Below are 23,507 nucleotides of genomic sequence, written 5' to 3' on the forward strand. Positions count from 1 at the left end.
TGCCCGGACGTCGAGAACAATGGAGGGATGAGCGACCTTCTGACGCTGAGCGAGGGCGCGGTGCTGACGCATCTCGCCACCCGGGCCGAGCTGGCGAGCGGGGTGCTGCCCGCCTCCGACGACCTGCGGCTGTGGGCCCGGCTGGCCGACGGCGAGGGGGTGCCGCTGGCGGGCGGTGGCCGGATACGCACCTCGCTCGACACCGGCGAGCCCGTCCTGACCGGGCCCGACGGCTGGCTCGACGGGGTGGAGCCCGAGCAGGTGGTCGCGCTGCGCCTGCGCGCAGGCACCCTGGAGCTGTCGGTCACCGAGCTGGACGACGTCCCCGCCGAGCGGGCGGTGCGGGTCGTCCAGGAGTTCGGGGAGCAGGCGCTCGACGCGCTGCGCGCCTTCGCCGAGGGGCTGGAGCCCAGTCCCGGCGTGCCGGTCGACGTCGTGGTCCTGGAGCTGCTGATGAAGGCCCCCGAGACCTTCGCCGACCCGCTGCCCCCGCTGTCGCCGCTGCTGCGCAACGCCTCGCTGGAGCTGCGCGACGGCCGGGTGGGCATCGTGGGCGCGCCGTGGGACACCGCGTCGGTCGCCGACCTGGCGCCGCTGGACATCATCAGGCTGGCCCTGGTGCGCAGCGCGCTGCGGACGTACGGCGAGGGCGCCGACCTCTCCAAGGCCGTCACCTACCTGTCGCGGTCGGAGGTGGTGCTCGCGAGGATCGCCGACGAGGTGGAACGCGAGCCACTCGGCCCGGCGCTGGTCGAGGCCCTGCCCCGCACCGAGCCGGCCGCGCTGCTGCTGATCGCGAGGTCGGCCGAGGGCGAGGGCCGCTCGTTCGAGGCGTCGGGGCTGATCTCCGAGGTGCTCTCCCTCTCCCCCGGCATGGCACCGGCCGTGCGCGACGCCGCCGAGTACGCCGCGTGCCGCACCGACCCCGGCGCCCCGCTGCCCGAACGGGCCGCGCACCTGTTCCGGCAGCTGCTCACGTACGCCTACCGCCCGGCCCGCCACCGGCTGATCGAGGATCTGATCGCGCTGAGCGTCCGGGTGGCCGAGCCCGCCCTGGCCGACCTGGCGCTGTTCGAGAACGACGTCGTCGGCGAGTTCCTGGACGCGCGGGCCGAGTGGCTGCGCGACGACGAGGTGGAGCTGCTGGAGTCCTGGCGGCGGACGCCGCTGCGCCTGTGGAAGGTCCTCGACGTGTCCGGGGACGAGATCACCGTGGCCGACGCCGGCGACGGGAGCGAGGGCGGGGAGCGGGTGACGCTCGCCGACGAGCTGCTCTCCGGGCAGGCGCTGCCCGGGGATCTGATGCTGACCAGGGTGCTGAGCGACGGGACGGGGCCGCACGTGTTCGGCCACCCGTTCAAGGTCGATCCGGAGCGCGGGGAGGAGATGCTCGCCCTGCTCGCCGATCCCGTCGACCCCTACGCGGTGGCCGCCTTCTTCAGGCGTCCCCGCCGGGCGCCGGGCGCCGCGGGCCCGCCCGGCGGGGTGGACGGGACGGGCGGGGACGCCGGTCGTTGAACGACTCCGGCGACGGGGCCCGAGCCCGTCAGAGGGTGCGCAGGAAGGCCAGGCCCGACGTGGCGAGGGCGTCCTGGGTCTCGGCGAGGGGACGCCAGATCGAGGCGGCGACGGCGATCGTCTGGTTGTGCGCGGTGAACGACTCGATGTAGAGCGGGCCCCGGTAGTCCACGGCGCGCAGGGCGTCGACGAGGGCGGGCCAGTCCATGTGGTCGGCGCCGGGCGCGCCCCGGTCGTTGGCGCAGACCTGCACGTGCGCGACCAGGTCACCGGCCCGCCGTACGGCCGCCGCCGGGTCCCGCTCCTCGATGTTCATGTGGTAGACGTCCAGCGCGAGGCCGACGCCCGGGATCCCGCCGACCGCCTCGACGGCCTGCTCGACGGTGTTGATCACACTGGTCTCGTAGCGGTTGAGCGGTTCGACGGCGACCGTCACCCCGTGCTCGGCCGCGTACTCGCCGACCGGGGCCAGGTTCCGCCGCAGCTCGGCGTAGCAGGTCTTGCGCTCCTCGTCCGACATCCGCCAGGTCCGTCCCACCGAGGCGTAGGCGGGTCCGGCGATCACCGGGCTGCCCACGGCCACGGCGGCGTCCACGCACCCGCGCAGGTAGTCCTGGGTGGCGGCGACCGTCGCCGCGTCGGCGCCGACCAGCTCCCTGCCCGGCCCCATGGCGAGCACCACCGAGGCCTTCAGCCCGAGGTCCGCCAGCAGGTCGGCCGCCCGCGCGGGATCCCAGTCGCCGAGCTGCTCCACGGGCAGCTCGATCGCGTCGAACCCCCAGGCGGCCACCTGCGGCGCCAGCCGGGCGAGATCCTCGTCCGTCAGCGGTGAGACCCACACCCACGTGTTGACCCCGATGGAGAACATCGGCAACCTCTTCCCTGAGTTCGGCGCGGGCTCGTCGTGAGCCCGCGAACATGGCGGCGGGTTCCGGGCACCGCCGCCCGGCGGTGCCCGGAACCCGGTGGATCTGCCTTACTTACCGCCCCAGTTGGCGGGGAAGTCCGGCAGCTTCTCGCAACCGCACAGCGCGTAGTGCAGCGGCGGCATGTTGGGCTGCAGGTAGCTGTCCAGGTTCTCGGAAGTGATCTTGGGCTGGGGCAGCTTCCAGGTCTTGGGCACCTCCTCGCCCTTGAGGATCTTCAGGGCGGCGATGATCGGGGTGCGCCACTGGTAGGTGGGGTAGGTCGGCGCGATGGCCGTGAGGTTGCCGCTCTTCCACTTCTGCAGGAAGTCCTGCTGGTCCTCGCCGACGATCGCCGGCACCGGGACCCCGGCGTCCTCGAACGCCTCGACGGCCGCCACGGCGGTGGCGCCCGCGTCCATCCACACCCCGTCGATCTTGCCGTGCCGCTGGATGTAGTCGCTCACGATGCTCTTGGTCTTGGCGGCGTCGCCGTCGGTGAACTCCACCCCGACCACGTCGAGCTGGCTCTTGTCGAAGGTGACCTTCGCCGCCGACCAGCGGGTCTCCAGCACGTCGACGCCCGGCAGGATCCGCAGCGCGAGGACCTTGCCCCCGGCGGGCACCTTCTCCACCAGGAACTCGGCGCCGTCGGCGCCGAAGGCGTAGCCGCCGATGGGGTTGATGAACGTCACCGGGCAGTCGGTGTCGACGCCGCGGTCGAAAACGATCACCGGGACCTTGGGACAGGCGCCTTCGACGGCCGGGGTCAAGGTGGCGGTGGTGTTGGGCGAGACGATCAGCGCGTCACAGCCCTTGCCGACCAGCTCGGCGATGTCGGAGATCTGCTTGTCGTCCTTGCCCTCCGCGTCGAGGGCGGTGAACTTCTTGATCTCCTTGTGCAGCGCCACCTCGGCCTGCATGGTCTTCCAGCCCACCTGCCGCCACGGGTTGTTCACGGCGGCGTTGGAGAAGCACAGGTTGTAGGGCCCGTCCTTCTTGTACTTGGCCGTGTCCACCATCTCCGGGGCGATGGCCTGCTCCCACGGCTTGTCCGCGGGCCCCTGCGCGGTCTGGGTCCGCATGGCCAGCTGGGCGTCGTAGTCGGCCTGGACGAAGAACTTCGACTGCTCGCCGGTGTTGGGGGACGCGGCGGCCGTGGCGGCGGACGAGGCCGCCGCGGACGTCTCGGGGGCGGCACTGGAGGTCACCGGCTTGTCGCTGGCACATCCCGCGGCGAGCAACATCGCGGAGACACCCGCGACGAGCACCGATATAGGCCTGTTCAATGAAGGTCTCCTTCTTTTTTTCTGGGGGTGCGTTCAGACGCGTACTGCGCGCCTGAACGGAAGCCGTACGGCGCTCGCCGCGACCGCGGCGATGATGATCACGCCCTGGACGGCGAACTCCAGGGCCCCCGAGATCCCGTACAGGTTGAGCAGGGTGAACAGCGCCTCGAGGGTGAAGGCGCCGGCCATCGCGGCGACCACGGAGCCGCGTCCGCCGCCGAGCGCCACGCCGCCGAGGACGACGGCCGTGATGGCGGAGAACTCCAGGCCCTGTCCGACCTGGGCCGAGACTCCCGCGAAGCCGCCGAGCAGGATGCCCGCGACGGCCGCGGCCAGGCCGGAGAGGACGAAGGCGGCGATCCGGGTCCGGTTGACCCGGACCCCGGACAGCCCGGCCGCGCGCTCGTTGTCGCCGGTGGCGATGAGCCGCTTGCCGAAGTCGGAGCGCATGAGGAGGATCGCCGTGGCGCCCGCGGCCAGGAGGATGAGCACCGACCAGGGCACCGGGCCGAGGTCCTTGCGGCCGAACATCCTGAACGTCTCCGACAGCGCGCCGCGCGGGGCGCCGCCGGTCCACAGGAACACCGCGCCGGACAGGATGAGCATCATGCCGAGCGTGGTGATGAACGACGGCACCCGCAGCCCGGTGGTGATGACCCCGTTGGCGAGCCCGACCAGCAGCCCGATCACGATCAGCAGGGCCAGTACCGGCCAGGTCGCCTGCTCCTGGCCGTCGATCAGCCGGGCGGCCACCACGACCTGCACGGTGACCAGCGACCCGACCGACAGGTCGAACTCCCCGGAGACGATCACGAAGTACTGCCCGGCCGCCAGGATGACCAGCGGCGCGGCCCTCTTGAGGAAGGCGAGGAACCCGGCGGGTTCCAGGAAGAACGGGTTGACCAGCGCGATCAGCACCAGCAGCACCGCCAGCACGGCCAGGATCGGCCCCATGGACCTGAGGGCTCTCATCGGGATCGCCTCCGGGCGGTGCGGCGGGCGTAGACGGCCACGGCGGCGACGATGACCACGCCGCGGACCACGTCCTTGAAGAACGCGTTGACCTCCAGCTGGTTGAAGACGCTGTCGAGCACGGCGAGCAGCAGCACCCCGCCGACCGTCCCGACGACCCCGCCCCTGCCTCCGGCCAGGGCCGTGCCGCCGAGGACCACCGCGGCGATCGACTCCAGGTCGTAGCCGCCGTCGGTGCCGACCGTGGGCGCGCCCGCGCCGAGCCGGCTCGCCAGCAGCAGCCCGGCGACGCCCGCGCAGACCGAGCACAGGACGTGCGCGGCGACGACGATCCTGCCGGTCCGGACCCCGGACAGCCGGGCCACCTCCTCGTCCCCGCCGACCGCGTAGATCCGGTACCCGAGCCTCGTGCGGCGCAGCAGGAACCAGACGGCGACCGCGACGGCGGCCCAGAGCAGCGCCGAGACCGGGACCGGCCCGATCCTGTCGTAGCCGAGCCGCTGGAAGGACTCGGGCACGCTACCCGCGGGCCCGTCGTAGAGGTGGTCCACGATCCCCTTGACGATCAGCGCCGTGCCGAGGGTCGCGATGAAGGCGTGGACGTGCAGCCGGGTGATGACCAGCCCGTTGACCAGCCCGATCAGCGCGCTCACCGCGAGCACCGCCGCGACGCCGGGGACGATCCCGCCGTCCTGCCCGGCCATGATCTCGGCCGCGACGAGCGAGGTGAGGCTGATCAGGTACGCGACCGACAGGTCGAGCGACCCGACCAGGATCGCCAGCGTCTGCCCCACCGCGACGATGCCCAGCGCGGCCGAGCGCTGCTGGATGCCGACGACGGTCTCCAGCGTGAGGAAGTTCCCCCCGTCGAAGGCCACCAGCACCCACCCGACGAGCATCACCCCGACCAGGGCCAGGTAGATGACCTGGGTCGAGCCGATGCGGCCCGCCAGGGCGCGCCGGCCGCCGCCTCCCGGCGGGACGGGGGCGGCGGGACCGGCGGTGCCGGTCGCCGCCGCGGGCCTGACCCGGCCGGTCATGCCGCCACCTCACCGGCGGCGAGGCGCATCACGGCCTCCTCGGAGGAGCCCGCCGGGAGCGCCCCGGCGACGCGGCCGTCGCGCATCACCATGACGCGGTCGCTCATGCCGATCAGCTCGGGAAGCTCTGACGAGATCATCATGATCGCCATTCCGTCCTCCGCCAGGCCGCGCATCAGGTCGTGGATGGCGGCCTTGGCCCCCACGTCGACCCCGCGCGTGGGCTCGTCGAAGATCAGGACCTTCGGCGCCACGGTCATCCACTTGGCCAGCACGACCTTCTGCTGGTTGCCGCCGGACAGGTAGCGGACCTCCTGGTCGGGGCGGGGTGGATGGAGCCGTACCGCCTCCAGGAGTTCGAGGACGCCGGTCCCGCCGGTCCCGCCGATCCGGCCTCCGCCGCCGATCCTGCGCACCGAGCGGGAGACCAGCAGGGCGTTGTCCCGTACGGACTGGCGCAGCGCGAGCCCCTCGGCCTTGCGGTCCTCGTTCACCAGGCCGATCCCGGCGGCCACGGCCTGCCGTACCGACACCGGCCGCAGCGGGCTCATCGTGCCGCGCGTGAACGGCTCGGCGCCGAAGAGGGCCTTGGCCAGCTCGGTGCGGCCCGACCCCTGCAGGCCGGCCACCCCGAGGATCTCGCGTTCGCGCAGTTCGAGGTCGATCCCGTCGAGCACGGCGTTGCCGCCGCCGCGCACGCTGAGCCGCACCTCGCCCGGCTCCGTGCCCCTGGCGGGGAAGTAGGTGCCGAGGTCGCGGCCGACCATCAGCCTGACCAGCTCGTCGGAGGTCATCCCGGCGGTGTCGGCGGTCCTGACCAGCGCGCCGTCCTTCAGCACCGTCACCCGGGTGGACAGGTCGAAGACCTCGCGCAGCCGGTGGGAGATGTAGAGGACGGCGATCTCCCGCTCCCGCAGGCGGGCCACCAGCCGGTAGAGCAGTTCCACCTCGTGTTCGGCCAGCGCCGCGGTGGGCTCGTCCATCACGATGATCCGGGCGTCCTGGGAGAGCGCCTTGACGATCTCCACGACCTGCTGCTGGGCGATGGAGAGATGGCGGACCAGATCGCGGGAGGTGAAGGAGGCCTCGCCGAGCTCCTGGAGCAGCCGGGTGGTGGCGCTCTCCATCGCCTCCCTGTCGACCAGCCCCCGCCGGACGGGCTCGCGGCCCAAAAAGACGTTCTCGGCGACACTGCGCTCGGGCAGCAGGTTGAACTCCTGGTAGATGATCGCGACCCCGGCGCGCTGGGCCTCGACCGGGTGGGCGAAGGAGACCTGAACGCCGTCGATCTCGACGGTGCCCTCGTCCGGGGCGTGCACTCCGGCGAGGACCTTCATCAGCGTGGACTTGCCGGCGCCGTTCTCCCCGACGACCGCGTGCACCTCTCCGGCGGCGACGTCCAGATCGACCCCGCTCAGTACGCGAACCCCGAGAAAACTCTTGGCGATGCCACGCATCCTCAGGATCATGGGGTGACCGTCCCGGCGTGCGGTCCGGGGGCGGGAAAACTTGTCAGCGGTCTCACGGTTAGGGCTAACACATCCGAAAAGCCGGTTTCGACGGCACCGGATGGTAATTGATTCGTCGGTAACGGCCCGATTTCCTCCATGTTCCCGGATGCTAAAGCGCTCTTATGCCGATGGTCAAGCAAAAGCATGTCACCATTTGGCATAATGGAGCAGGTGGAGGACCTAAGTTGCTTTGACTCGGTGGAAACAAGGAGTGTTGACTGTGCGCATGCTTAGCGAAGCGAACGGTTCGATCGCCGGCGCGGGGGCGCTTCTGAACATCCTGCGCGACGGTCAGGCCAGGACGAGGGCCGAGTTGGTCCAGCTCACCGGGCTGGCCAGATCCACCCTGGCCCAGCGTCTCGACGCGCTGCTGAGCCAGCAGTGGATCATCCCGACCGAGGAGGCCATCTCCTCGGGGGGCCGCCCGGCCATCGCCTTCACGTTCAACCGCACCGCCCGCGTCGTCCTCTCCGCCGACCTCGGCGCCACCCACGCCCGGGTGGCGGTCACCGACCTCGGCACCACGGTCCTCGCCGAGCGCGCGGCCGAGGTGCCGATCGACCGCGGCCCCGAGGAGACCCTCGGCTGGCTCCAGCGCACCTTCGAGGAGATGCTCGCCGAGACCGGCCACCGCCCGGACGAGATCTGCGGCATCGGCGTCGGCCTGCCCGGCCCGGTCGAGCACAGCTCGGGACGACCGGTCAACCCCCCGATAATGCCCGGCTGGGACGGTTTTCCCGTCCCAGAATGGCTCGGCTCGCGCCTCGGCGCCCCCGTCCTCGTCGACAACGACGTGAACATCATGGCGCTGGGCGAGCACTGGGCCGCCCGCCCCGAGGCCGACCACCTCATCTTCGTCAAGATCGGCACTGGCATCGGCTGCGGCATCATCAGCGACCGCCGCCTGCACCGGGGCGCGCAGGGCGCGGCCGGCGACATCGGGCACATCCGGGTGGCCTCGGCCCTGGACACCGTCTGCCGCTGCGGCAACGTCGGCTGCCTGGAGGCCGTCGCCAGTGGCGCCGCCATGGCCGCCAAGCTGTCCGCGGACGGGGTGCGGGCCGAGGACAGCCGCGACGTGGTCCACCTCGTACGCGGCGGCAACACCCACGCCGTCCAGCTCATCCGGCAGGCGGGCCGCGAGGTCGGCGACGTGCTCGCCTCGATCGTCAACTTCTTCAACCCCTCGGTGATAGTCGTCGGCGGCGACATCTCCGAGGCCGGGGAGCAGGTGCTCGCCGGTCTCCGCGAGGTCATCTACAGCCGGTCGCTGCCCCTCGCCACCCAGCACCTGACGATCACCGCCAGCGAGCTGGGCGACCGCGCGGGCGTGATCGGCGCCGCCGTCATGGTCATCGAGCACGTGCTCGCCCCCGGCAGCGTCGACCGGTCCGTGTCCGTCCCCACCGCCTGACCGATCCGCACCCTTCCCCGCCTTCCGACCGGTCGTGCCGTTCGCGCTCTTCGACCGCGCCGGTGAGCGAACGGCGGGCGAGCGGCGCTCGTGGGACACTCGTTCGACCATGAACGCCGAACCCGTAAGAACCGCCAGACTCACGTTGGAGCCGCTGGCGGTGCACCACGCGGCCGAGATGGCCGAGGTACTCGGCGATCCGGCCCTGCACGCCTTCATCGGCGGTGCGCCCGAGACCCCCGAGCAGCTCCGCGACCGCTACGCCCGCCTGGTCGCCACCCCGCCGCCCGGCCGGGACGAGTCGTGGCTCAACTGGGTGATCCGCCTCGACGCCCCGGACGGCTACTCGGACAACGACTCGAACCGACCTGTCGACGGCTCGGACGGCGGCTCGAACCGGCTGGTCGGTTACGTCCAGGCGACCGTCACCCGTGACCGCGCGGCCGTGGCCTGGGTCGTGGGGACCCCCTGGCAGGGCCGCGGCATCGCCGGGGAGGCGGCGGTCGCACTCGTCGCGTGGCTCAGGGAGCACGGCACGGCCACCGTCGTCGCCACCATCCATCCCGACCACTCCGCCTCGTCGGCGGTGGCCCGCCGCGCGGGCCTGGTGCCGACCGGCGACAGGGTAGACGGCGAGGTCGTCTGGAGTTCCGTCTAGATCCCTGGAGTTCCGTCCAGATCCGGGACCGGCTGTCGCCGACGGACCATGAACGACATGAACGGCATGGAAACCGTGGGTCGCATGGACCATGGAACGCGTGAGCCACGGAAGTGTGAAACGTGGAACGCGCGGACCGTACGGCATGGACGCGTGGAATGCGGAGCTCCTGGATCGCGGGACGGGTGAATCCGGGGCGGGTTCGAGCAGCCGTGGGACTCGCGGAACCGGGACGCGTCTGAGTAGGGATGCTCAGGGGTGGCTGAGTGCCCGCGCCCTCCCCGACCTTCTCGATCTTCGAAATGCTCAGACCATGAAATGGTGGATTTTCCTGGTCGGGCTCGTCGCCACGGTGGTCGCGGCGTGGCTGCTCGTGTACGCCCACGTCCCGCTCTCCACGTTCCTGTCGCTCGGGCTCGGCGCGATCAGCCTCATCTGGCTGATCGTGCTCCTCACCCTGCCGTGGAACCTCTACTTCGGGGCACGCCAGGTGGTCCACGAGATCCACGTGTCCAGGGAGCGCGGCATCGAGGTGCCCGAGGGGCACGAGGCCGAGGCCCTGGAGATCGCCCGGCGGATGCGCCGGTTCGCCATCGGCGGCCACGTCGTCTCGGCGGCGCTCCTGGCGGTCATCACCTACTTCTCCGGTGCCTCGGTGGGTTACTACTTCGCCGGGTTCTACCTGCTGAGCACCGGTTTCCGCCCGGCGGGCGCCTACCTGTCCCACCTTCGCGAGCGGGTCACCACGCTGATGAGTGAGGCTCGCCACCCTCGCGAGGACATCGTCTCCCTTGTCGCCCGGGTGGACGGTCTGGCCGCCGAGGTGACCGCGCTGACCCAGTCGGCCGAGCGGCTCCGGGGCGTCACCGAGACGCTCGGCGCCGACCTGCGGAACGGCGACGAGGCCCTGGAACGGCGGATCACCGGTCTCGCCCGGCGTTTCGAGGACACGGTGGACGGCCTCACCGACAACCACGAGGTCATCACCGGCCTCAAGGCCTTCCTGCGCCTCGTCCGCGCCGACGCCCATGGTCACGATCACAGCCACGATCACAGCCACGGCCGCGCCTGACCGTCGCTCCACGTACGGCGGGAAGGTCCGCGTGAGCGGAAGGTCCGCGTACGGCGGGAAGGGGGACTCTCAGCGGGGGATCAGCTCCTGCGACTCGCTGAGCTCCCGGGTGAACCAGGTGATGGTACGGCGCAGCCCCTCGATGACGTCGATCCTCGGTCGCCAGCCCAGCGCGGAGGCGGCCAGGGAGATGTCGGGGCGGCGGATCTCGGGGTCGTCGTCGGGGCGTCCGACGAAACGGATCGGTGATCCCGAGCCGGTCAGGTGGCGGACCGTCTCGGCCAGTGCCAGCACGGTCAGCTCGGTGGGGTTGCCGATGTTGACCGGGCCGGTGAGCTCACCGCGGGCCAGGGCCACGATCCCCTCCACGGTGTCGTCGACGTAGCACACCGACCTGGTCTGCCCGCCGTCGCCGGCCACCGTGATCGGCTCACCGCGCAGCGCCTGACGCACGAAGGTGGGAATGGCCCGGCCGTCGTAGGGCCGCATCCTGGGCCCGTAGGTGTTGAAGATCCGCACGATCGCGGTGTCGGTGCCGTGACAGGTGCGGTACGCGGTGGTCAGGGCCTCGGCGAACCGCTTTGCCTCGTCGTAGACACTGCGCGGCCCGACCGGGTTGACGTTGCCCCAGTAGCTCTCGCGCTGCGGATGCTCCAGCGGATCCCCGTAGACCTCGCTGGTGGAGGCCAGCACCAGCCGGGCCTCCTTCTGCCTGGCCAGTCCCAGAACGTGCAACGTGCCCAGGCTGCCCGCCTTCAACGTCTCGATCGGATGACGCAGGTAGTCCACCGGCGAGGCCGCCGAGGCGAGGTGCAACACCAGGTCCACCGCCCCCGGCACATGCACGAAACCGGTCACGTCACACTCCACCAGCCGGAAGGCCGGCAACCCCACCAGATGCTCGACGTTACGCGGCGAACCGGTCAGGAAGTTGTCCAGGCAGACCACCTCCGCCCCTTCGGCCACCAGACGCTCGCACAGGTGGGACCCCACGAACCCGGCCCCACCGGTCACCACAACCCGCCGCCCGTTCACCGCACACCCACCTCCGTCAACCGCGCCACGGCATCCAGGACATCCCAGACGCCGATCTCCAGCAACCCCGGATCGGGCTGGTACCCGTAGGGGTCGCCGAGACCTCCGGCCCACAGGACGGTGTGCGGTCCCGTCTCCGGAGGCCCCCACCGGGCCGGCGAGACGGGCCCGAACAGCACCACGGAGGGAGTGACGAAGGCCGCCGCCAGATGGGCCACCCCGGTGTCCCCGCAGATCAGCAGCCGGGCCCTCGCCATCAGCCCGGCCAGTTCGAGCGGCCCGGTGCGCCCGGCGAGCACGGACGTGGACGGCAACCCGGCGAGCAGCGCGACCCGCTCGGCGAGGCCCCGCTCCTTCTCGCTCCCGGTGACCACGACCTCGTGTCCGTTGTCCCGCAGTTCCGCGGCCACGAGCGCGAACCGCTCCGGCGGCCAGCGCCTGGCCGGGTACGCGGCTCCCGGGTGGACGACGACCGGCCGCGACCCCTCGTCACCGAGCCGGGGGCGCTCCAGTTCCAGATCGGCGGGATCGGCCTCGATGCCGTACCAGCCGAGCAGGTCGCACCAGCGCCGCACCTCGTGCACGTCGTCCGGCCAGTCCGGTCCGTACGCTTCGGGGAAGGCCGGATGCGTGTGGGTGAGCAGCCGAGCCGGGCCGGTGCGGTGGAGCGCGGCGATGCCGTGCGGGCCGCCCCCGTGCAGGTTGACGGCGACGTCGACGCGACAGCCGAGCGGCGGTACGTGACCGGGTCCCGACACGTCGCACACCTCGTCCACCCCGCCGATCAGCGGCACCAGGGGCGCCAGCACGGAGGGCGCGGCCAGCACGATCCGGTGGCCGGGGTGGGAGCGCCGCAGGGCGCGCAGGGCCGGGACCGCGGTGAGCAGGTCTCCCAGCCCCAGCCCGCGCAGCACCACCATGAGCGGCCGGTCCTCCGCGGGTCCCGCGACATCGACGCTCCGCCCTCCGGTGTCGGTGTCGGTGTCGGTGTCGGTCTCAAGGGGAACGGCCTCAAGGGGGCCCGCGCGCTCCGGCACCGGGGGGACTCTCATGCGACCGCCTCTTTCACGAACGCCTGGGCGCTCCTCATGTGACGGCCTCTTTCACGAACGTCAGGTGGTCGACCGCCTCGACGACCCGCGTGCTCGGCACCGACGACAGGCACGGGTGACCGGGAACCGGGCATTCGCCGGCCCGGGTCGCCCTGCAGGGAGCCCGCTGGTCGCCGAGGACCACGGTCGGCACCCCGTACGGCGCCCAGCGTCCGGCGGGTACCACGGGGGCGAACAGGCTGACGACCGGCGTGCCGACCGCGGCCGCGAGGTGCGCGGGACCGGCGTCGGCGACGACCACCGCGCACGCTCCCTCGAGCACCGCGGCGAGCTCGGGAAAGGTCGTCCTGCCGCCCAGGTCGACGACGGACCTTCCCGGGTATCCGCCCGGCCGCGCGCCGCGTGGGGCCGAGGGGTCGGCCGGACCCCGGCCGCCCGTCGCGACGGACTGCCCGTCGACCCAGCCCTCGGTGAAGGCGGGCTCGTCGGCCTCCTCCCAGCCGCGCAGGCGGACGGGACCACCGCCCATCCAGCCGCCCGCGAAGAGGGGGCCGGGCGACAGGCCGTGCTGCCCGACGCCGGAGGCGATCCGCGCGGTGAGCGCCCGCTCGTCCTGGCCACCGGTCACGACGACCCTGCGGCCCGAGCGGACCAGGTCGTGGACCGCGCGTGACCAGCTCTCCTCCGGCCACGCCCTGGCCGGGGCCGACACCCCGGGGTGCAGGACCACGTAGCCGGACGGCCCGGTGAGGTGGCCGACGTCGGGCAGCGGGCGTCGTACGGCGAGGTTGCCCGGGTCTCCCTTGGGGAGTTCGAATCCCGCGGCACCGGCCAGCCCGAGCATGCGCTCGGGCTCCGGAACGTCCACGTCCTCGTCGACGATGTGCCGCACGTCGAGCAGCGAGCCCGGGTAGTCGGCGGAGATCGCGGCGATCCTCAACGCACCCGCGAGCCTGAACAGCAGAGCCAGCGGCAACGGCGACTGGTGGTGCGAGGTGAGGATCAGCGCCTGCTCGGGGGCCACGTCCCGGACGATCCGCAGCAGCCTCAGGACGTGCGGGCCGGTCATGGGCGGCGCGGCGGGGTCGATCCACGGCGTGCGCCACTCCACCACCCGCGACACCCCGGGCAGCAGCTCGGCGGCGGCCCGGCCGTACGGCCCGGTCAGCAGCACGACCTCCCGCGCGCTCGCGGCCACCGCGCGGATCGCGGGACCCGCCAGCAGGACGTCACCCGCGTTGTCCATGCGGGCGACGAGAACGGTGCCGGTCATCACCGCTCCCCGCGTCGGTCCACGGCGGTGGTCTCCCCGCGGACCACGAGGGCGGCCGACGGATCATGAAATATCACGTTTTTTCCGAGAAATCTCATGGTGCTCGGCCTCTCGTTCGATATCTAATGACTACCGAGCGGAGCGGCCACACAAACCGAAAAATCGTATATAAGCGCAGTTGAGAGGCTTATGCGGTTACTTTTATCACTATAAGTAATCGTTCCCAGGATTATCTGGCTCTTCGACCGGGTAACGGGGCGGTTCACCGCGACGGCGAACCGCCCCGCGAGACATATCGCCCTAAACGGGACCTGACGCCTTCGTGGGACAGATATCTCCCAAACGGGACCTAACACCCTCGGGGGACAGATCGCTCCCGAACGGAACCGGACGCCCTCTGACGGCCGGACGGCCCCGAGGACCGGACGGCCGGGAAACCAGGGCTCGGGGCCGGCACGGGATCGGGGGTCCGTACGGGACGGGACGCCCAGGAGCCGGTCAGCCGGGGAGGAGGTGGGCGTTGGGCTCGCGGGCACGGCCCGCCAGGTCGGGGATCTCCACCACGGTCACCCCGGCCGCCGCGAGTTCCTCGGCCCCGTGGCAGTCGACGAAGACCAGCGGCTCGCGCCAGGCCATCACCACGCGCCGGACGCCGGCGTCCAGGATCAGGCGGGTGCAGGTCCTGGGGCGCGACCTGCGCGCGCTGCACGGCTCCAGGCTGCTGTAGACCGTGGCACCGGCCAGCCGGGGGTCGTCCGGGGAGACCTTGCCGAGCGCCGACTCCTCCGCGTGGACGTGGGGATCGCCGCCCTCCCGCGAGTAGCCCCGGGAGATCTCCTCGCCGTCGGCGGAGACGACCACGGCGCCGACCGAGAAGGCCGTCTCCGAGGGCGGGCACGACCTCGCCAGGTCGCACGCCAGCTCCAGCCAGTCGTGGTCGTTCATCCCGGCTTCCCCCGTGAACGGCATGTCAGGCCAGCCGGTAGCGCAGGAGGGTGACGTCGCCCATCTTGCGGACCTCCGCCAGGTCCATTCTGCGGCGGCGGTCGCGGGGGAAGTCCCCGCCCAGCACGAAACGCGGGGCGGCGGGGTCGCCGACGAAGAACGGGGCGACGACGAGGTGGAGCTCGTCCACGAGGTCCTCCCGCAGGAAGCGCGTGTGGACGGAGGTGCCGCCCTCGACCATCAGGCGGCGCACTCCCCGCCCGCGCAGGTCCGACAGGACGCGGCCGAGATCGACCGTACCGCCGCCGTCACCGCCGTCACCAGGGGCGCCGGCGTCGACCACCTCGGCGGCCCCGCCGAGACGGCCGGCGAGCTTCGCCACGGCCGCCGGCGCGGCGTACACGATCTTCTCCGCGTCGCCGGCGGTGAAGAAGGCGGCGTTCGGGTCGAGGTCCCCGGTGGCGGTCAGCGTCACCTTCGCCGGAGACGGCGGCAGGCCGCGCGCGGCCCGCTCCCGCCCGCGCTCCGGTGACCTGACCAGGAGCCGGGGGTCGTCGCGGCGGACGGTGCCCGCCCCGACCAGGATCGCGTCGCAGGTGGCGCGGACCGCGTCGACCCGGTCGAAGTCCTCGTCGTTGGAGAGCAGGAGCCGGTGCGGCGTGCCGTCGTCGATGTATCCGTCAACGGACATCGCGCAGCTCAGCAGCACGTACGGGCGCTCGCCCACCCTCCACCTCCCCGGTCGGGCACCGGCCGATCGTAACAACCTCCCTCCCGGCCGCTCGCGGCGAGGCCCGCCCCCGCGCGTCCCGCCCGGCGCTCCCGATCGGCGCTCCCGCCCGGCCCCGCGACGGCGAACCCGGGATGTCATCTGTACGTCAGCGGCAATTCCCCGATTGTTTACCTTCTGTTAACCTAAAACTGAAGCTTTCCAAATGAAGGGTCATAAATGCGTGTGAGCTCCCCGAGCCGTGGTCACGGGCGCTTTCCCGGCCCCCTGCGCCGTCTCCGAGGACCGACCGGCCGTCGCCTCCGCGACACCGGTGTCCCGTGCGCCCGCGCCGCCCGCGCCTCGTACGCCCACACCATCCACGCCGCCCGCGCCGCCCGGGGCGAGGGGGAGGCGTGACGGCGAGCCACCCGGCGCGCGAGTGCCGCGGGGGCGCGGGGCGCGACCGGCGGTCCCGCCGCTGATGGGATGGACCCTGGCGTTCGCCGTCGTGGCGATCCTCTTCGTGCTGGCCAGCGGGGCCAACGACGGCGCCACCATCATCGGCCTCGGGCTCAGGTTCCCCCGCTCCCCCGGCTGGGCGGTCGCCGTGCTCCTGGTGTCCGTGCTCTTCGCCGTCCCGTACCTGCTGGGGGTCGCGGTCGCGCGCACGTTCACCGAGCGGCTGGCCGGGCTCGGGACGAGCGGCGGCGCGGCGGCGTTCCTGGTGGGAGTGGTGATCGCGGTGGCGGTGGTCGCGGTGCTGACCGGCAGGGGCCTGCCGACCAGCCTGACCCTCGCGGTGATCGGCGGCATCAGCGGCGCGGGACTCGGCGCCGGGCTCCCCGTGTCGTGGCGGGACCTGGGCACCGTCCTGGCGATCGGGGCCGGCGCGCCCCTGGCCGGGCTGGCCCTGGGCTACCTGCTGGGGGCCGTGTCGCACCGCGTGCCGTCCTACCGCCGCATGCCGAGGCTGGTGTTCACCACCCACCTGCTCGCCTACTCGGCCCAGTGCGTGGCGTACGCGGTGAACGACGGCCAGAAGATGATCGCGGTGGTGAGCGTGGCGATCGGGGTGAGCCGTGACGGGCTCGGCGGGGTGGGGCCCGTCGAGGTCCCGCCGGTGTGGATGGCCGCCCTGGTGGCGATCTTCCTCACCGGCGCCCTGGCGAGCCTGAGCCGCGTCGGAGGCCGGCTGGGCCGAGGGGTGGTCATCACCCGCCCGCTGCACATCGTCTCCGCCGAGACCGCGGCCACCGGCGCCGTCCTCGGCAGTTCGGCCCTGGGAAGCCCGGTGAGCATGACCCAGTCGATCACCGCAGGGGTGGTCGGCGCCGCGACGAGCGAGGGAGCGAGGAGAGTGCGATGGCAGGGTGTCGTGAACGTGGGTACGGCGTGGCTGGTCACGCTGCCGTCGTCGATGGCGCTGGGCTGTCTCGGCGGTCTCGCGCTGAGACTGATGTGAAACGCGCCAAGGGCCGGACCCGGAGGTTCGCGCGCGCCTGGGACGACCTGCGCGGCCGGTCGGGGCGGCGGATCGTCGGGCTGGTACGGGACCAGGTCGCCATCGCGCGGGCGGGGGCCGAGCTGGCCCGCTCGGTCGCGTCCGGCGAGGTCGAGCGGTCGGCGGCGCGTGCCCGGATGGCCGACGTGGAGCACGAGGGGGACGAGGCCAGGGCCGAGCTGGTACGGCTCCTGCGACGGGTGCTGGCGACCCCGATCGACAGGGAGGACCTGTTCAGGCTCTCCCGCTCGATCGACGACGTGCTGGACCAGCTGCGCGACCACGTGCGCGAGATCGACCTGTTCGGGCCGGAGGACCTGCGGTTCGCGGCCGAACCGCTGCAGGCGGTGATCGACGGCCTCGACGAGCTGGAGGGCGCCGTGCTGAAGATGATCGACGCCCCGGCCTCGGTCACCGTGGCCGTGCTGGCCACGCGCAAGGCGTGCAGCCGCGTCCGCCAGCTCTACCAGGCCCGGCTCGCCGAGCTGTTCGCCGGGCCGCTGGACATGGACACCCTGCGCAGGCGCGAGCTGCTGTCGCGGCTCGACGCGGTGGGCCGCCGGCTCGGCGAGGCCGCCGACGCGCTCGCGGACGCGATGCTCAAGCGCAGCCACTGAGCGCGCCCCGGGACGGCGGGCGGGAACTCCCCCGCGGCCGGATTCGTCATTCACCATGCGGCGTCCACCGTGTGACGTCCCCGACGCTGAGAGGCATCTCCCGTGCGTAGCTCATTCTTCGGAAACCTCGACCAGGACCGGCTCCCCGACCATTTCGCCCTGCAGAACGCCAAGATGCTGCGGGTGCGGCTGGGCGGGGAGGTGCTGGCCCGGCAGGGGGCGATGGTCGCCTTCCAGGGGCAGATGGACTTCGACTACGAGGGCGCGGGGAGCGTCGGCCGCTTCCTGAAGAAGATGGTCAGCGGGGAGGGCGCGCCGCTGATGCGGGTCCGCGGGCAGGGCGTGATCTTCTTCGCCGACAACGCCACCGACGTGCACCTGTTCTACCTGGAGGACGAGGCGCTCACCGTCAACGGCACCAACCTGCTGGCCTTCGACCCGCAGCTCACCTGGGACATCCAGCGCGTCCAGGGCGCGGGCGTCGCCGCCGGCGGCCTGTTCAACACCACGCTCAGGGGCACCGGCTGGGTGGCGGTCACCGCGCACGGCGCCCCCGTGCTCCTCGACGCGTCCCAGGCGCCGACCTTCGCCGACGGCCAGTCCGCGGTGTGCTGGAGCGCGGGGTTGCACGTGGGCGTCAACCGCACGATGAAGGCGGGGGCGCTGATCGGGCGAGGCAGCGGCGAGGCCCTGCAGCTCGCGTTCCAGGGAGAGGGCTTCGTCCTCGTCCAGGCGAGCGAGGGCCCGATCGTCCCCCAGTCCGGCGGCTGACCGCGGTCGGCCTTACCCGGCGGCCGACCACGGCGGTCACGGCCTTACCTGGATGAGCCCGTGGGCGCCGGTGGTCAGCCAGGGGCGGCCGGTGGCCTCCAGGGCCTTGACCACCTCGCCGTCCAGACCGACCGCGACCTCCGACTTCAGGGTGCGCAGCGCCGCGACCGGACCGGGGAAGTACGCGGTGGCCTCGGCGAACGGGGTGGTGTGCGGCCAGGCCCTGTCACCGACCAGACGGCGGTAGTTCAGGTCACCCTTCATGATCGTCAGTGACGCGGACGCGAAGTCCTCCCGCATGCCGACCGGCATCTCGCGGTAGGGCAGGGGCGCGCAGGAGAAGGCGTGCGCCCGGACGAGCAGCCGCCCCGACCCGAGCGCCGCCCGCAGCCGTCCCGCGGCCTCTCCCGCCTCGCCGCCCGCGGCCGACATGCGCCGCAGGCAGGCCAGGACGTCGGCCGGGGTGGCGTCGGACACGTAGTACGGCAGCGGCTTGACGTGCAGGACGACCTCGTCCGTTCCCCGGGCATGCAGCAGGTGGTCGATCAGGACGAGGTCGGGCAGCAGCTCGCTCCCGGCGTTGTCGGCGACGAGACAGATCCGCGCGACACCCCCGTGGCCGGCCGCCGCGCGGCCGGCCACGTCATCGGGGACGCCGGAGACGCCGAGGGCGCCGGGAACACCGGCGGGAACACCGGGAAGGCCGGAGACACCGGAGACATCGGGAAGGCCGGAGACACCGGGAACGCCGGCCCCCTCGCCGCCGATCAGCGACCACAGGAGCGCGCTGTCGTCGGCCACCAGCCCGGATTCGCGCCCGGCGAGCTCGGGGCCGGCCGCGACCCGGAACACGAGGTCGGCCCGGTTCCCCCACAGCGCCCTCAGGGTCAGCGTCTCGGCCAGCTCGGCGGGGGGCAGGGCGGCCAGGGCGTCGAGCTCGCGCAACTCCTCGTCGACGGCCTCGCCGGACAGCTCGGCCTGCTTGAAGGGTTCGAACGGGTCGACGCCCTGCCACGCGCCGGGTCCGAAGTAGCCGACCGCGGACAGGAGCTTGCGGTAGAAGTAACTCTCCGCCCACAGGAACGGCGCGTCGTCCCACCGCCGCCCGATGTGGCCCCGATCCCAGCTCTCCCACAGGTCGCGGTCGTGCGCGGAGCCCTCCAGCGGCTCGATGACCCCCTCGATCTCCTCAAGCAGCAGGTCGAGGGCCCGGTTCACCCGGATGTCGTACGGCGTGGCGGCACGGACCTTCTCGATCAGGGCGGGGTGCCGTTCATGGAGGACCCGCCACGGATAGGAACCGGGGACATCGCTCAGGAACTCCGGCGGATCACAGGGCGCCGAGGGCACTCCGGACAGCTGCCGGGCATCACCGTCTGCCATTTCCGACTCCTTTTTTGACGCAGGACGACTCTTGTTATGAAATATGTTTAGCTAGAGCGAACAGGCGGCCACGCCGCTTGACGGAGGGAGCCGTAGGTGGGCACATCGGAGCGTCGCAGCGGTGAGGAGCTGGACCGCCACGACGCCGTCGGAGCCCGGATGCGGCAGTTCCGCAAGGAGCGCGGTCTGACACTACGCGGTCTCGCCACTCACTCCGGGCTCTCGATCGGGTTTCTGTCGCAGGTCGAGAGGGGTATCTCCTCCATCGGCCTGACCGCGCTCAACAGCGTGGCCACCGCTCTCGACCGCAGCGTGGCGGAGTTCTTCAACGACGCGCCGCCCGAGGAGGAGACCGAGGAGGAGCACGCCCCGGTCTCCCAGTTGCCGAGCCACTTCACGCTCACCCGCTCGGCGACGGCCGCCACCGAGTACATCTCGGGCCAGCAGACCTACCGCATGCTCTCGGCCAGGGGCCCGAACCTGGTGCTCGAACCGCTGCTGGTGCACATCGCGCCCGGCGGCAAGCGCGAGAACTCCTACGGCCACGCCGGGGAGGAGTTCGCCTTCGTGCTGGAGGGCGAGCTCCTGTACGAGGTCGACGGCGTCGAGCACCGGTTGCACCCGGGCGACAGCGTCCACCTGAGGTCGACCGTCCCGCACAGCATGTTCAACGACACCGACCGGGTCACCACGGTCGTGTCCGTGGTGACCCCCCGCCTGTTCTGACCTCCACCCGCCGGGGCGGCGGAGACGGCCCCGGCGGCGGAGACGGCCCCGGCGGCGGAGACGGCCCTGGCGACGCGGGGTGAGCCGGTGACGGCGCGAACCGGCCGATGACGGCGCGGGGGCGGTCACCGGCGGCGCGGGAGCGGTCAGTGACGGCGCAGGGCGCGGGCCGCCAGCGCGACCGCGGCCAGCGCGCCGAGCGCCCCGGCGGCGACCGCCCCGCGCCGTCGGGAGATGCGCCGCCGGATCTCGGCGTACGGCACCGTGCTGAACGACACGAGCTCGTAGCGGGAGACGTAGAAACCGGGCAGCAGCCGTTCCAGGCCGTGCTCGACGCGCTTGCGCAGCAGGAACGAGCGGGAGGCGACCTTGTCGCGCATCTCGACGAAGTTCTCCAGCGCGAGCTCGGCGATGGTGTCGGCGTGCTCCTTGCGGCGGGCCCCGTACATGGCGAGGGCCCGGGGGAAGTCGTCGCCGGTCTCCTCCAGGCAGCGGTCGAGCTCCACGCAGTCCTCGAAGCCGCAGTTGGCGCCCTGGCCGTAGAAGGGGACGATGGCGTGGGCCGCGTCGCCGAGCAGGCCGACCACCGCTCCGGCGGTGCCGCGCACGTGCCAGGGGCGGGCCCGCATGGTGACCAGGTGCCCGATCGGGTTGTGGGCGTAGTCCCCGGCGAGGTCGGGCATGAGGGCGCGGGCGTCGGCGTAGTTGGCGGCGAAGAACTCCTCGAACCGCTCGGCGGTGTCCAGCTCCGCGAAGCTGCCCGGACCCGACTTGGGCCAGAACAGCGTGCAGGTGAAGGACCTGTCCGGGTTGGGCAGGGCGATCATCATGGCCTTGCCGCGCGGCCAGATGTGCAGCGCGCCCGGGTCGAGGGCGAACCCGCCGTCGCGCGCCGGGATCGTCAGCTCCTTGTAGCCGTAGTCGAGATACTCCTGGCTGAAGTCGAAGCCGGGCAGGAACTGCAGCCGTCCCCGTACCGCGCTGTAGGCGCCGTCGGCGGCGAGCACGACCGGGGCGGCGCGGGTGACGGGGCCGCCGGGCGTGTCGAAGTCCATCCGGCCCGAGTCGACGTCGAGCCCGGTGAGCCGGTGCTCGAAGAGGGCGCGGACCCCGGGCATGCCGAGGGCCGCGTCCAGCAGGGTCCGGTTGAGCTCCGAGCGGCCGATGGAGTTGATCGCCCGCCGCCCTCCGGCGCTGTACGGCTGGAAGCCGAGCGTGCCGTCGGGGGCGTGCATCATCCGGCCGGGCATCGGCAGCGCGGCCTTCAGCACGGTCTCGTCCAGGCCGATCCTGCGCAGCGCGTCGATCCCCCGCTCGGAGATCGCCAGGTTGATCGAGCGGCCGCGCTCGGGGGCGGCCTCGCGCGGGTCGGGCCTGCGCTCGTACAGGGTGACCTCGTAGCCTCGGCGGGCCAGATAGCAGGCCGTCAGGCAGCCGACCAGCCCGGCGCCGACCACGGCGACCTCGCCAGGTGAACTCATGTCGGTCTCACCTCCCCGGCGAGCGCGTCCGCCGCCCGCCAGCAGTCGTGGAACGTGGAGTACATGGGCACGGGGGCGAACCGGATGACGTCCGGGCGCCGCACGTCGGCGAGGACACCGTGGACCTCATGCAGCCGGGCGGCCAGCTCGGAGGCGTCGAGACCCCCGGTCACCCGGAGGGAGAGCTGGGCTCCGCGCCTGGCCGGGTCGGCGGGCGTGACGATCTCCAGCGGGCGGTCACGGGCCACCTCGGTGAGCAGCCGTTCCAGGTAGCCGGTGAGCGCCAGGCTCCGCTCCCGCAGCGCCGCCATCCCGGTCTCGGCGAACATCCGCAGCGAGACCCGGACCGGGGCCATGGCGAGGATCGGCGGGTTGGAGATCTGCCAGGCGTCGGCGGTGGGGACGGGGACGAGTTCGGGCCGCATCTCGAAGCGGGTCGCCTGCTCCGTGCTCCACCACCCGGCCAGCCGGGGCAGCTCCGGGTCGGTCACGTGGCGCCGGTGCACGAAGCAGCCGGCGACCGCGCCAGGACCGGCGTTGAGGTACTTGTACGAGCACCAGGCCGCGAAGTCCACGTCCCAGTCGTGCAGCGCGAGCGGCACGTTCCCGGCGGCGTGCGCGAGGTCCCAGCCGACGAGGCACCCGGCCGCGTGCCCGGCGGCGGTGACGGCCGGGATGTCGAGGAACTCGCCGGTCAGGTAGTTGACCCCGCCGAGGAGCACGAGCGCCACCCGGTGCCCCTCGCGGGCCAGGTAGCCCGTGATGTCCTCGGTGCGCAGGCAGTCCTCGCCCTCGCGGGGGCGCAGGCGGACCACCGTCTCGTCGGGGTCGAGGCCGTGGTGCACCGCCTGGCTGCGCACCGCGTAGCTGTCGGAGGAGAAGGCGTGGTCCTCGATGACGATGCGGGTGCGCTCCCCCGCCGGACGGTAGAAGGTCGCCATCATCAGGTGCAGGTTGACCGTGAGGGAGTTCATCACCACGGTCTCGTCGGGGAACGCGCCCACCAGGGCTGCGGCGTCCTCGCGCAGCTCGGCGTGGTAGGGCAGCCAGGGGTGTGCCGCCCGGTGGTGCCCCTCGACCGCGTGCAGGGCCCAGTCGTCCAGCTCGGCGGAGATCGCGGCGCGGGCGGCACGGGGCTGGAGGCCGAGCGAGTTGCCCGCGAAGTAGGCGACCTCGGGGTAGCGGCAGGCGGCGGGGGCGGGCGGGACGAGGAACTCCGCGCGGCGGCACACCGGCTTTTCGGCGTGCTCGGCGTGCTCGGCGTCGGCGGCCAGCGCCTCCCGCTCGCCGGGGCTTCCGGGACCGCCGGAGCCGTCATGTCCGCCCAGGTCGCGGCGCGGGTCACCGGCCGGCTCACGGTCCGGGCCACGGTCCGGGCCACGGCTCCGGTCACCGCCCGGGTCACGGAGGTCGCCGGGGCCTCCCGTCCTCGCGGCGGTCACGACGACACCTCGATCGCCGGGCCTCCGGCGCGCTCACTCGTCACGTCATCTCCTTCTCCCCTCTTATGTTCACCCATACTGAACTGAGGTGAAATTAGCGGCGCGCGAAGATTCCGGCCGCACGCTTTGCGGACGGAAGGTTCTCCGGGCATCCGGTTTCGAGATGACGGAGCGTCACCCAGGAGGGTCA

At 72.4% G+C, this 23,507-nt stretch carries 21 protein-coding genes; 8 read left to right on the top strand and 13 right to left on the bottom strand.

What is annotated here, in order from left to right; translation table 11 throughout:
• Positions 1–27 precede the first annotated feature (27 nt).
• Positions 28–1,518: a hypothetical protein gene (locus AB0F88_RS03550; protein ID WP_362676920.1), complete on the top strand. Its 1,491-nt coding sequence runs from the start codon at positions 28–30 to the stop codon at positions 1,516–1,518.
• Positions 1,519–1,546: 28 nt separating this feature from the next.
• Here AB0F88_RS03550 and AB0F88_RS03555 read toward each other — a convergent pair whose 3' ends face one another.
• From AB0F88_RS03555 to AB0F88_RS03575, 5 genes are all read right to left on the bottom strand, one after another.
• A complete protein-coding gene (locus AB0F88_RS03555; RefSeq protein ID WP_362676922.1) occupies positions 1,547–2,386 on the bottom strand; it encodes a sugar phosphate isomerase/epimerase family protein in 840 nt (279 codons plus the stop codon).
• Between the two features lie 108 nt (positions 2,387–2,494).
• Entirely contained in the window at positions 2,495–3,712 is a 1,218-nt protein-coding gene (locus AB0F88_RS03560) for a substrate-binding domain-containing protein (RefSeq protein WP_362676924.1), read from the bottom strand.
• A gap of 33 nt (positions 3,713–3,745) precedes the next feature.
• Complete coding sequence (locus AB0F88_RS03565) at positions 3,746–4,684, bottom strand: ABC transporter permease (RefSeq protein ID WP_362676926.1); 939 nt, start codon at positions 4,682–4,684, stop codon at positions 3,746–3,748.
• Positions 4,681–5,724 (bottom strand): ABC transporter permease, encoded by a 1,044-nt coding sequence (locus AB0F88_RS03570; RefSeq protein ID WP_362676928.1) that lies wholly within the window; start codon positions 5,722–5,724, stop codon positions 4,681–4,683. The genes AB0F88_RS03565 and AB0F88_RS03570 overlap by 4 nt, the downstream gene beginning before the upstream one ends.
• Positions 5,721–7,193 carry a sugar ABC transporter ATP-binding protein gene (locus tag AB0F88_RS03575; protein WP_362676930.1) on the bottom strand — a complete coding sequence of 491 codons (1,473 nt, stop codon included), beginning with the start codon at positions 7,191–7,193 and terminating at the stop codon, positions 5,721–5,723. The genes AB0F88_RS03570 and AB0F88_RS03575 overlap by 4 nt, the downstream gene beginning before the upstream one ends.
• 268 nt (positions 7,194–7,461) lie before the next feature.
• Here AB0F88_RS03575 and AB0F88_RS03580 point away from each other — a divergent pair, with 268 nt between their 5' ends.
• The 3 genes from AB0F88_RS03580 to AB0F88_RS03590 all read left to right on the top strand — a co-directional run bounded on the left by AB0F88_RS03580 (position 7,462) and on the right by AB0F88_RS03590 (position 10,379).
• A complete protein-coding gene (locus tag AB0F88_RS03580; RefSeq protein WP_362676932.1) occupies positions 7,462–8,649 on the top strand; it encodes an ROK family protein in 1,188 nt (395 codons plus the stop codon).
• Between the two features lie 109 nt (positions 8,650–8,758).
• Entirely contained in the window at positions 8,759–9,307 is a 549-nt protein-coding gene (locus AB0F88_RS03585; RefSeq protein ID WP_362676934.1) for a GNAT family N-acetyltransferase, read from the top strand.
• A gap of 313 nt (positions 9,308–9,620) precedes the next feature.
• Positions 9,621–10,379, top strand: a complete 759-nt coding sequence (locus AB0F88_RS03590) for a hypothetical protein (RefSeq protein WP_362676936.1) — start codon at positions 9,621–9,623, stop codon at positions 10,377–10,379.
• 69 nt (positions 10,380–10,448) lie between these two features.
• On the opposite strand, the gene AB0F88_RS03595 is transcribed toward AB0F88_RS03590, so the two are convergent.
• The 5 genes from AB0F88_RS03595 to AB0F88_RS03615 all read right to left on the bottom strand — a co-directional run bounded on the left by AB0F88_RS03595 (position 10,449) and on the right by AB0F88_RS03615 (position 15,411).
• Positions 10,449–11,414, bottom strand: coding sequence for a UDP-glucuronic acid decarboxylase family protein (locus tag AB0F88_RS03595; RefSeq protein WP_362676938.1), 966 nt, complete (start codon positions 11,412–11,414; stop codon positions 10,449–10,451).
• Positions 11,411–12,466 (bottom strand): glycosyltransferase family 9 protein, encoded by a 1,056-nt coding sequence (locus AB0F88_RS03600; protein ID WP_362676940.1) that lies wholly within the window; start codon positions 12,464–12,466, stop codon positions 11,411–11,413. Before AB0F88_RS03600 ends, AB0F88_RS03595 begins: the two co-directional genes overlap by 4 nt.
• A gap of 34 nt (positions 12,467–12,500) precedes the next feature.
• Entirely contained in the window at positions 12,501–13,739 is a 1,239-nt protein-coding gene (locus AB0F88_RS03605; protein WP_362676942.1) for a glycosyltransferase family 9 protein, read from the bottom strand.
• A gap of 498 nt (positions 13,740–14,237) precedes the next feature.
• Positions 14,238–14,684, bottom strand: a complete 447-nt coding sequence (locus tag AB0F88_RS03610) for a dCMP deaminase (RefSeq protein ID WP_362676944.1) — start codon at positions 14,682–14,684, stop codon at positions 14,238–14,240.
• Positions 14,685–14,709: 25 nt separating this feature from the next.
• The gene (locus AB0F88_RS03615; protein WP_362676945.1) at positions 14,710–15,411 is read right to left on the bottom strand and encodes a dihydrofolate reductase family protein; all 702 of its coding nucleotides are present in this window, start codon (positions 15,409–15,411) and stop codon (positions 14,710–14,712) included.
• 466 nt (positions 15,412–15,877) lie between these two features.
• Between AB0F88_RS03615 and AB0F88_RS03620 the strand changes: the two genes are divergently transcribed.
• From AB0F88_RS03620 to AB0F88_RS03630, 3 genes are all read left to right on the top strand, one after another.
• Positions 15,878–16,858, top strand: a complete 981-nt coding sequence (locus AB0F88_RS03620; protein WP_362676946.1) for an inorganic phosphate transporter — start codon at positions 15,878–15,880, stop codon at positions 16,856–16,858.
• Positions 16,855–17,514, top strand: coding sequence for a DUF47 family protein (locus AB0F88_RS03625; RefSeq protein WP_362676948.1), 660 nt, complete (start codon positions 16,855–16,857; stop codon positions 17,512–17,514). The genes AB0F88_RS03620 and AB0F88_RS03625 overlap by 4 nt, the downstream gene beginning before the upstream one ends.
• A 102-nt stretch (positions 17,515–17,616) precedes the next feature.
• Positions 17,617–18,285 carry an AIM24 family protein gene (locus tag AB0F88_RS03630; RefSeq protein ID WP_362676950.1) on the top strand — a complete coding sequence of 223 codons (669 nt, stop codon included), beginning with the start codon at positions 17,617–17,619 and terminating at the stop codon, positions 18,283–18,285.
• Positions 18,286–18,321: 36 nt separating this feature from the next.
• Here AB0F88_RS03630 and AB0F88_RS03635 read toward each other — a convergent pair whose 3' ends face one another.
• The gene (locus AB0F88_RS03635; RefSeq protein WP_362676952.1) at positions 18,322–19,668 is read right to left on the bottom strand and encodes a damage-control phosphatase ARMT1 family protein; all 1,347 of its coding nucleotides are present in this window, start codon (positions 19,666–19,668) and stop codon (positions 18,322–18,324) included.
• A gap of 96 nt (positions 19,669–19,764) precedes the next feature.
• Between AB0F88_RS03635 and AB0F88_RS03640 the strand changes: the two genes are divergently transcribed.
• Positions 19,765–20,394 (top strand): cupin domain-containing protein, encoded by a 630-nt coding sequence (locus tag AB0F88_RS03640; protein ID WP_362676954.1) that lies wholly within the window; start codon positions 19,765–19,767, stop codon positions 20,392–20,394.
• A gap of 146 nt (positions 20,395–20,540) precedes the next feature.
• Here AB0F88_RS03640 and AB0F88_RS03645 read toward each other — a convergent pair whose 3' ends face one another.
• The gene (locus AB0F88_RS03645; protein ID WP_362676956.1) at positions 20,541–21,875 is read right to left on the bottom strand and encodes an NAD(P)/FAD-dependent oxidoreductase; all 1,335 of its coding nucleotides are present in this window, start codon (positions 21,873–21,875) and stop codon (positions 20,541–20,543) included.
• Positions 21,872–23,317, bottom strand: coding sequence for a kynureninase (kynU, locus tag AB0F88_RS03650; RefSeq protein WP_362676958.1), 1,446 nt, complete (start codon positions 23,315–23,317; stop codon positions 21,872–21,874). The genes AB0F88_RS03645 and kynU overlap by 4 nt, the downstream gene beginning before the upstream one ends.
• Between the last annotated feature and the right edge of the window lie 190 nt (positions 23,318–23,507).

The sequence above is a fragment of the Streptosporangium sp. NPDC023963 genome (genome assembly GCF_040639135.1).
Lineage (GTDB): Bacteria > Actinomycetota > Actinomycetes > Streptosporangiales > Streptosporangiaceae > Streptosporangium.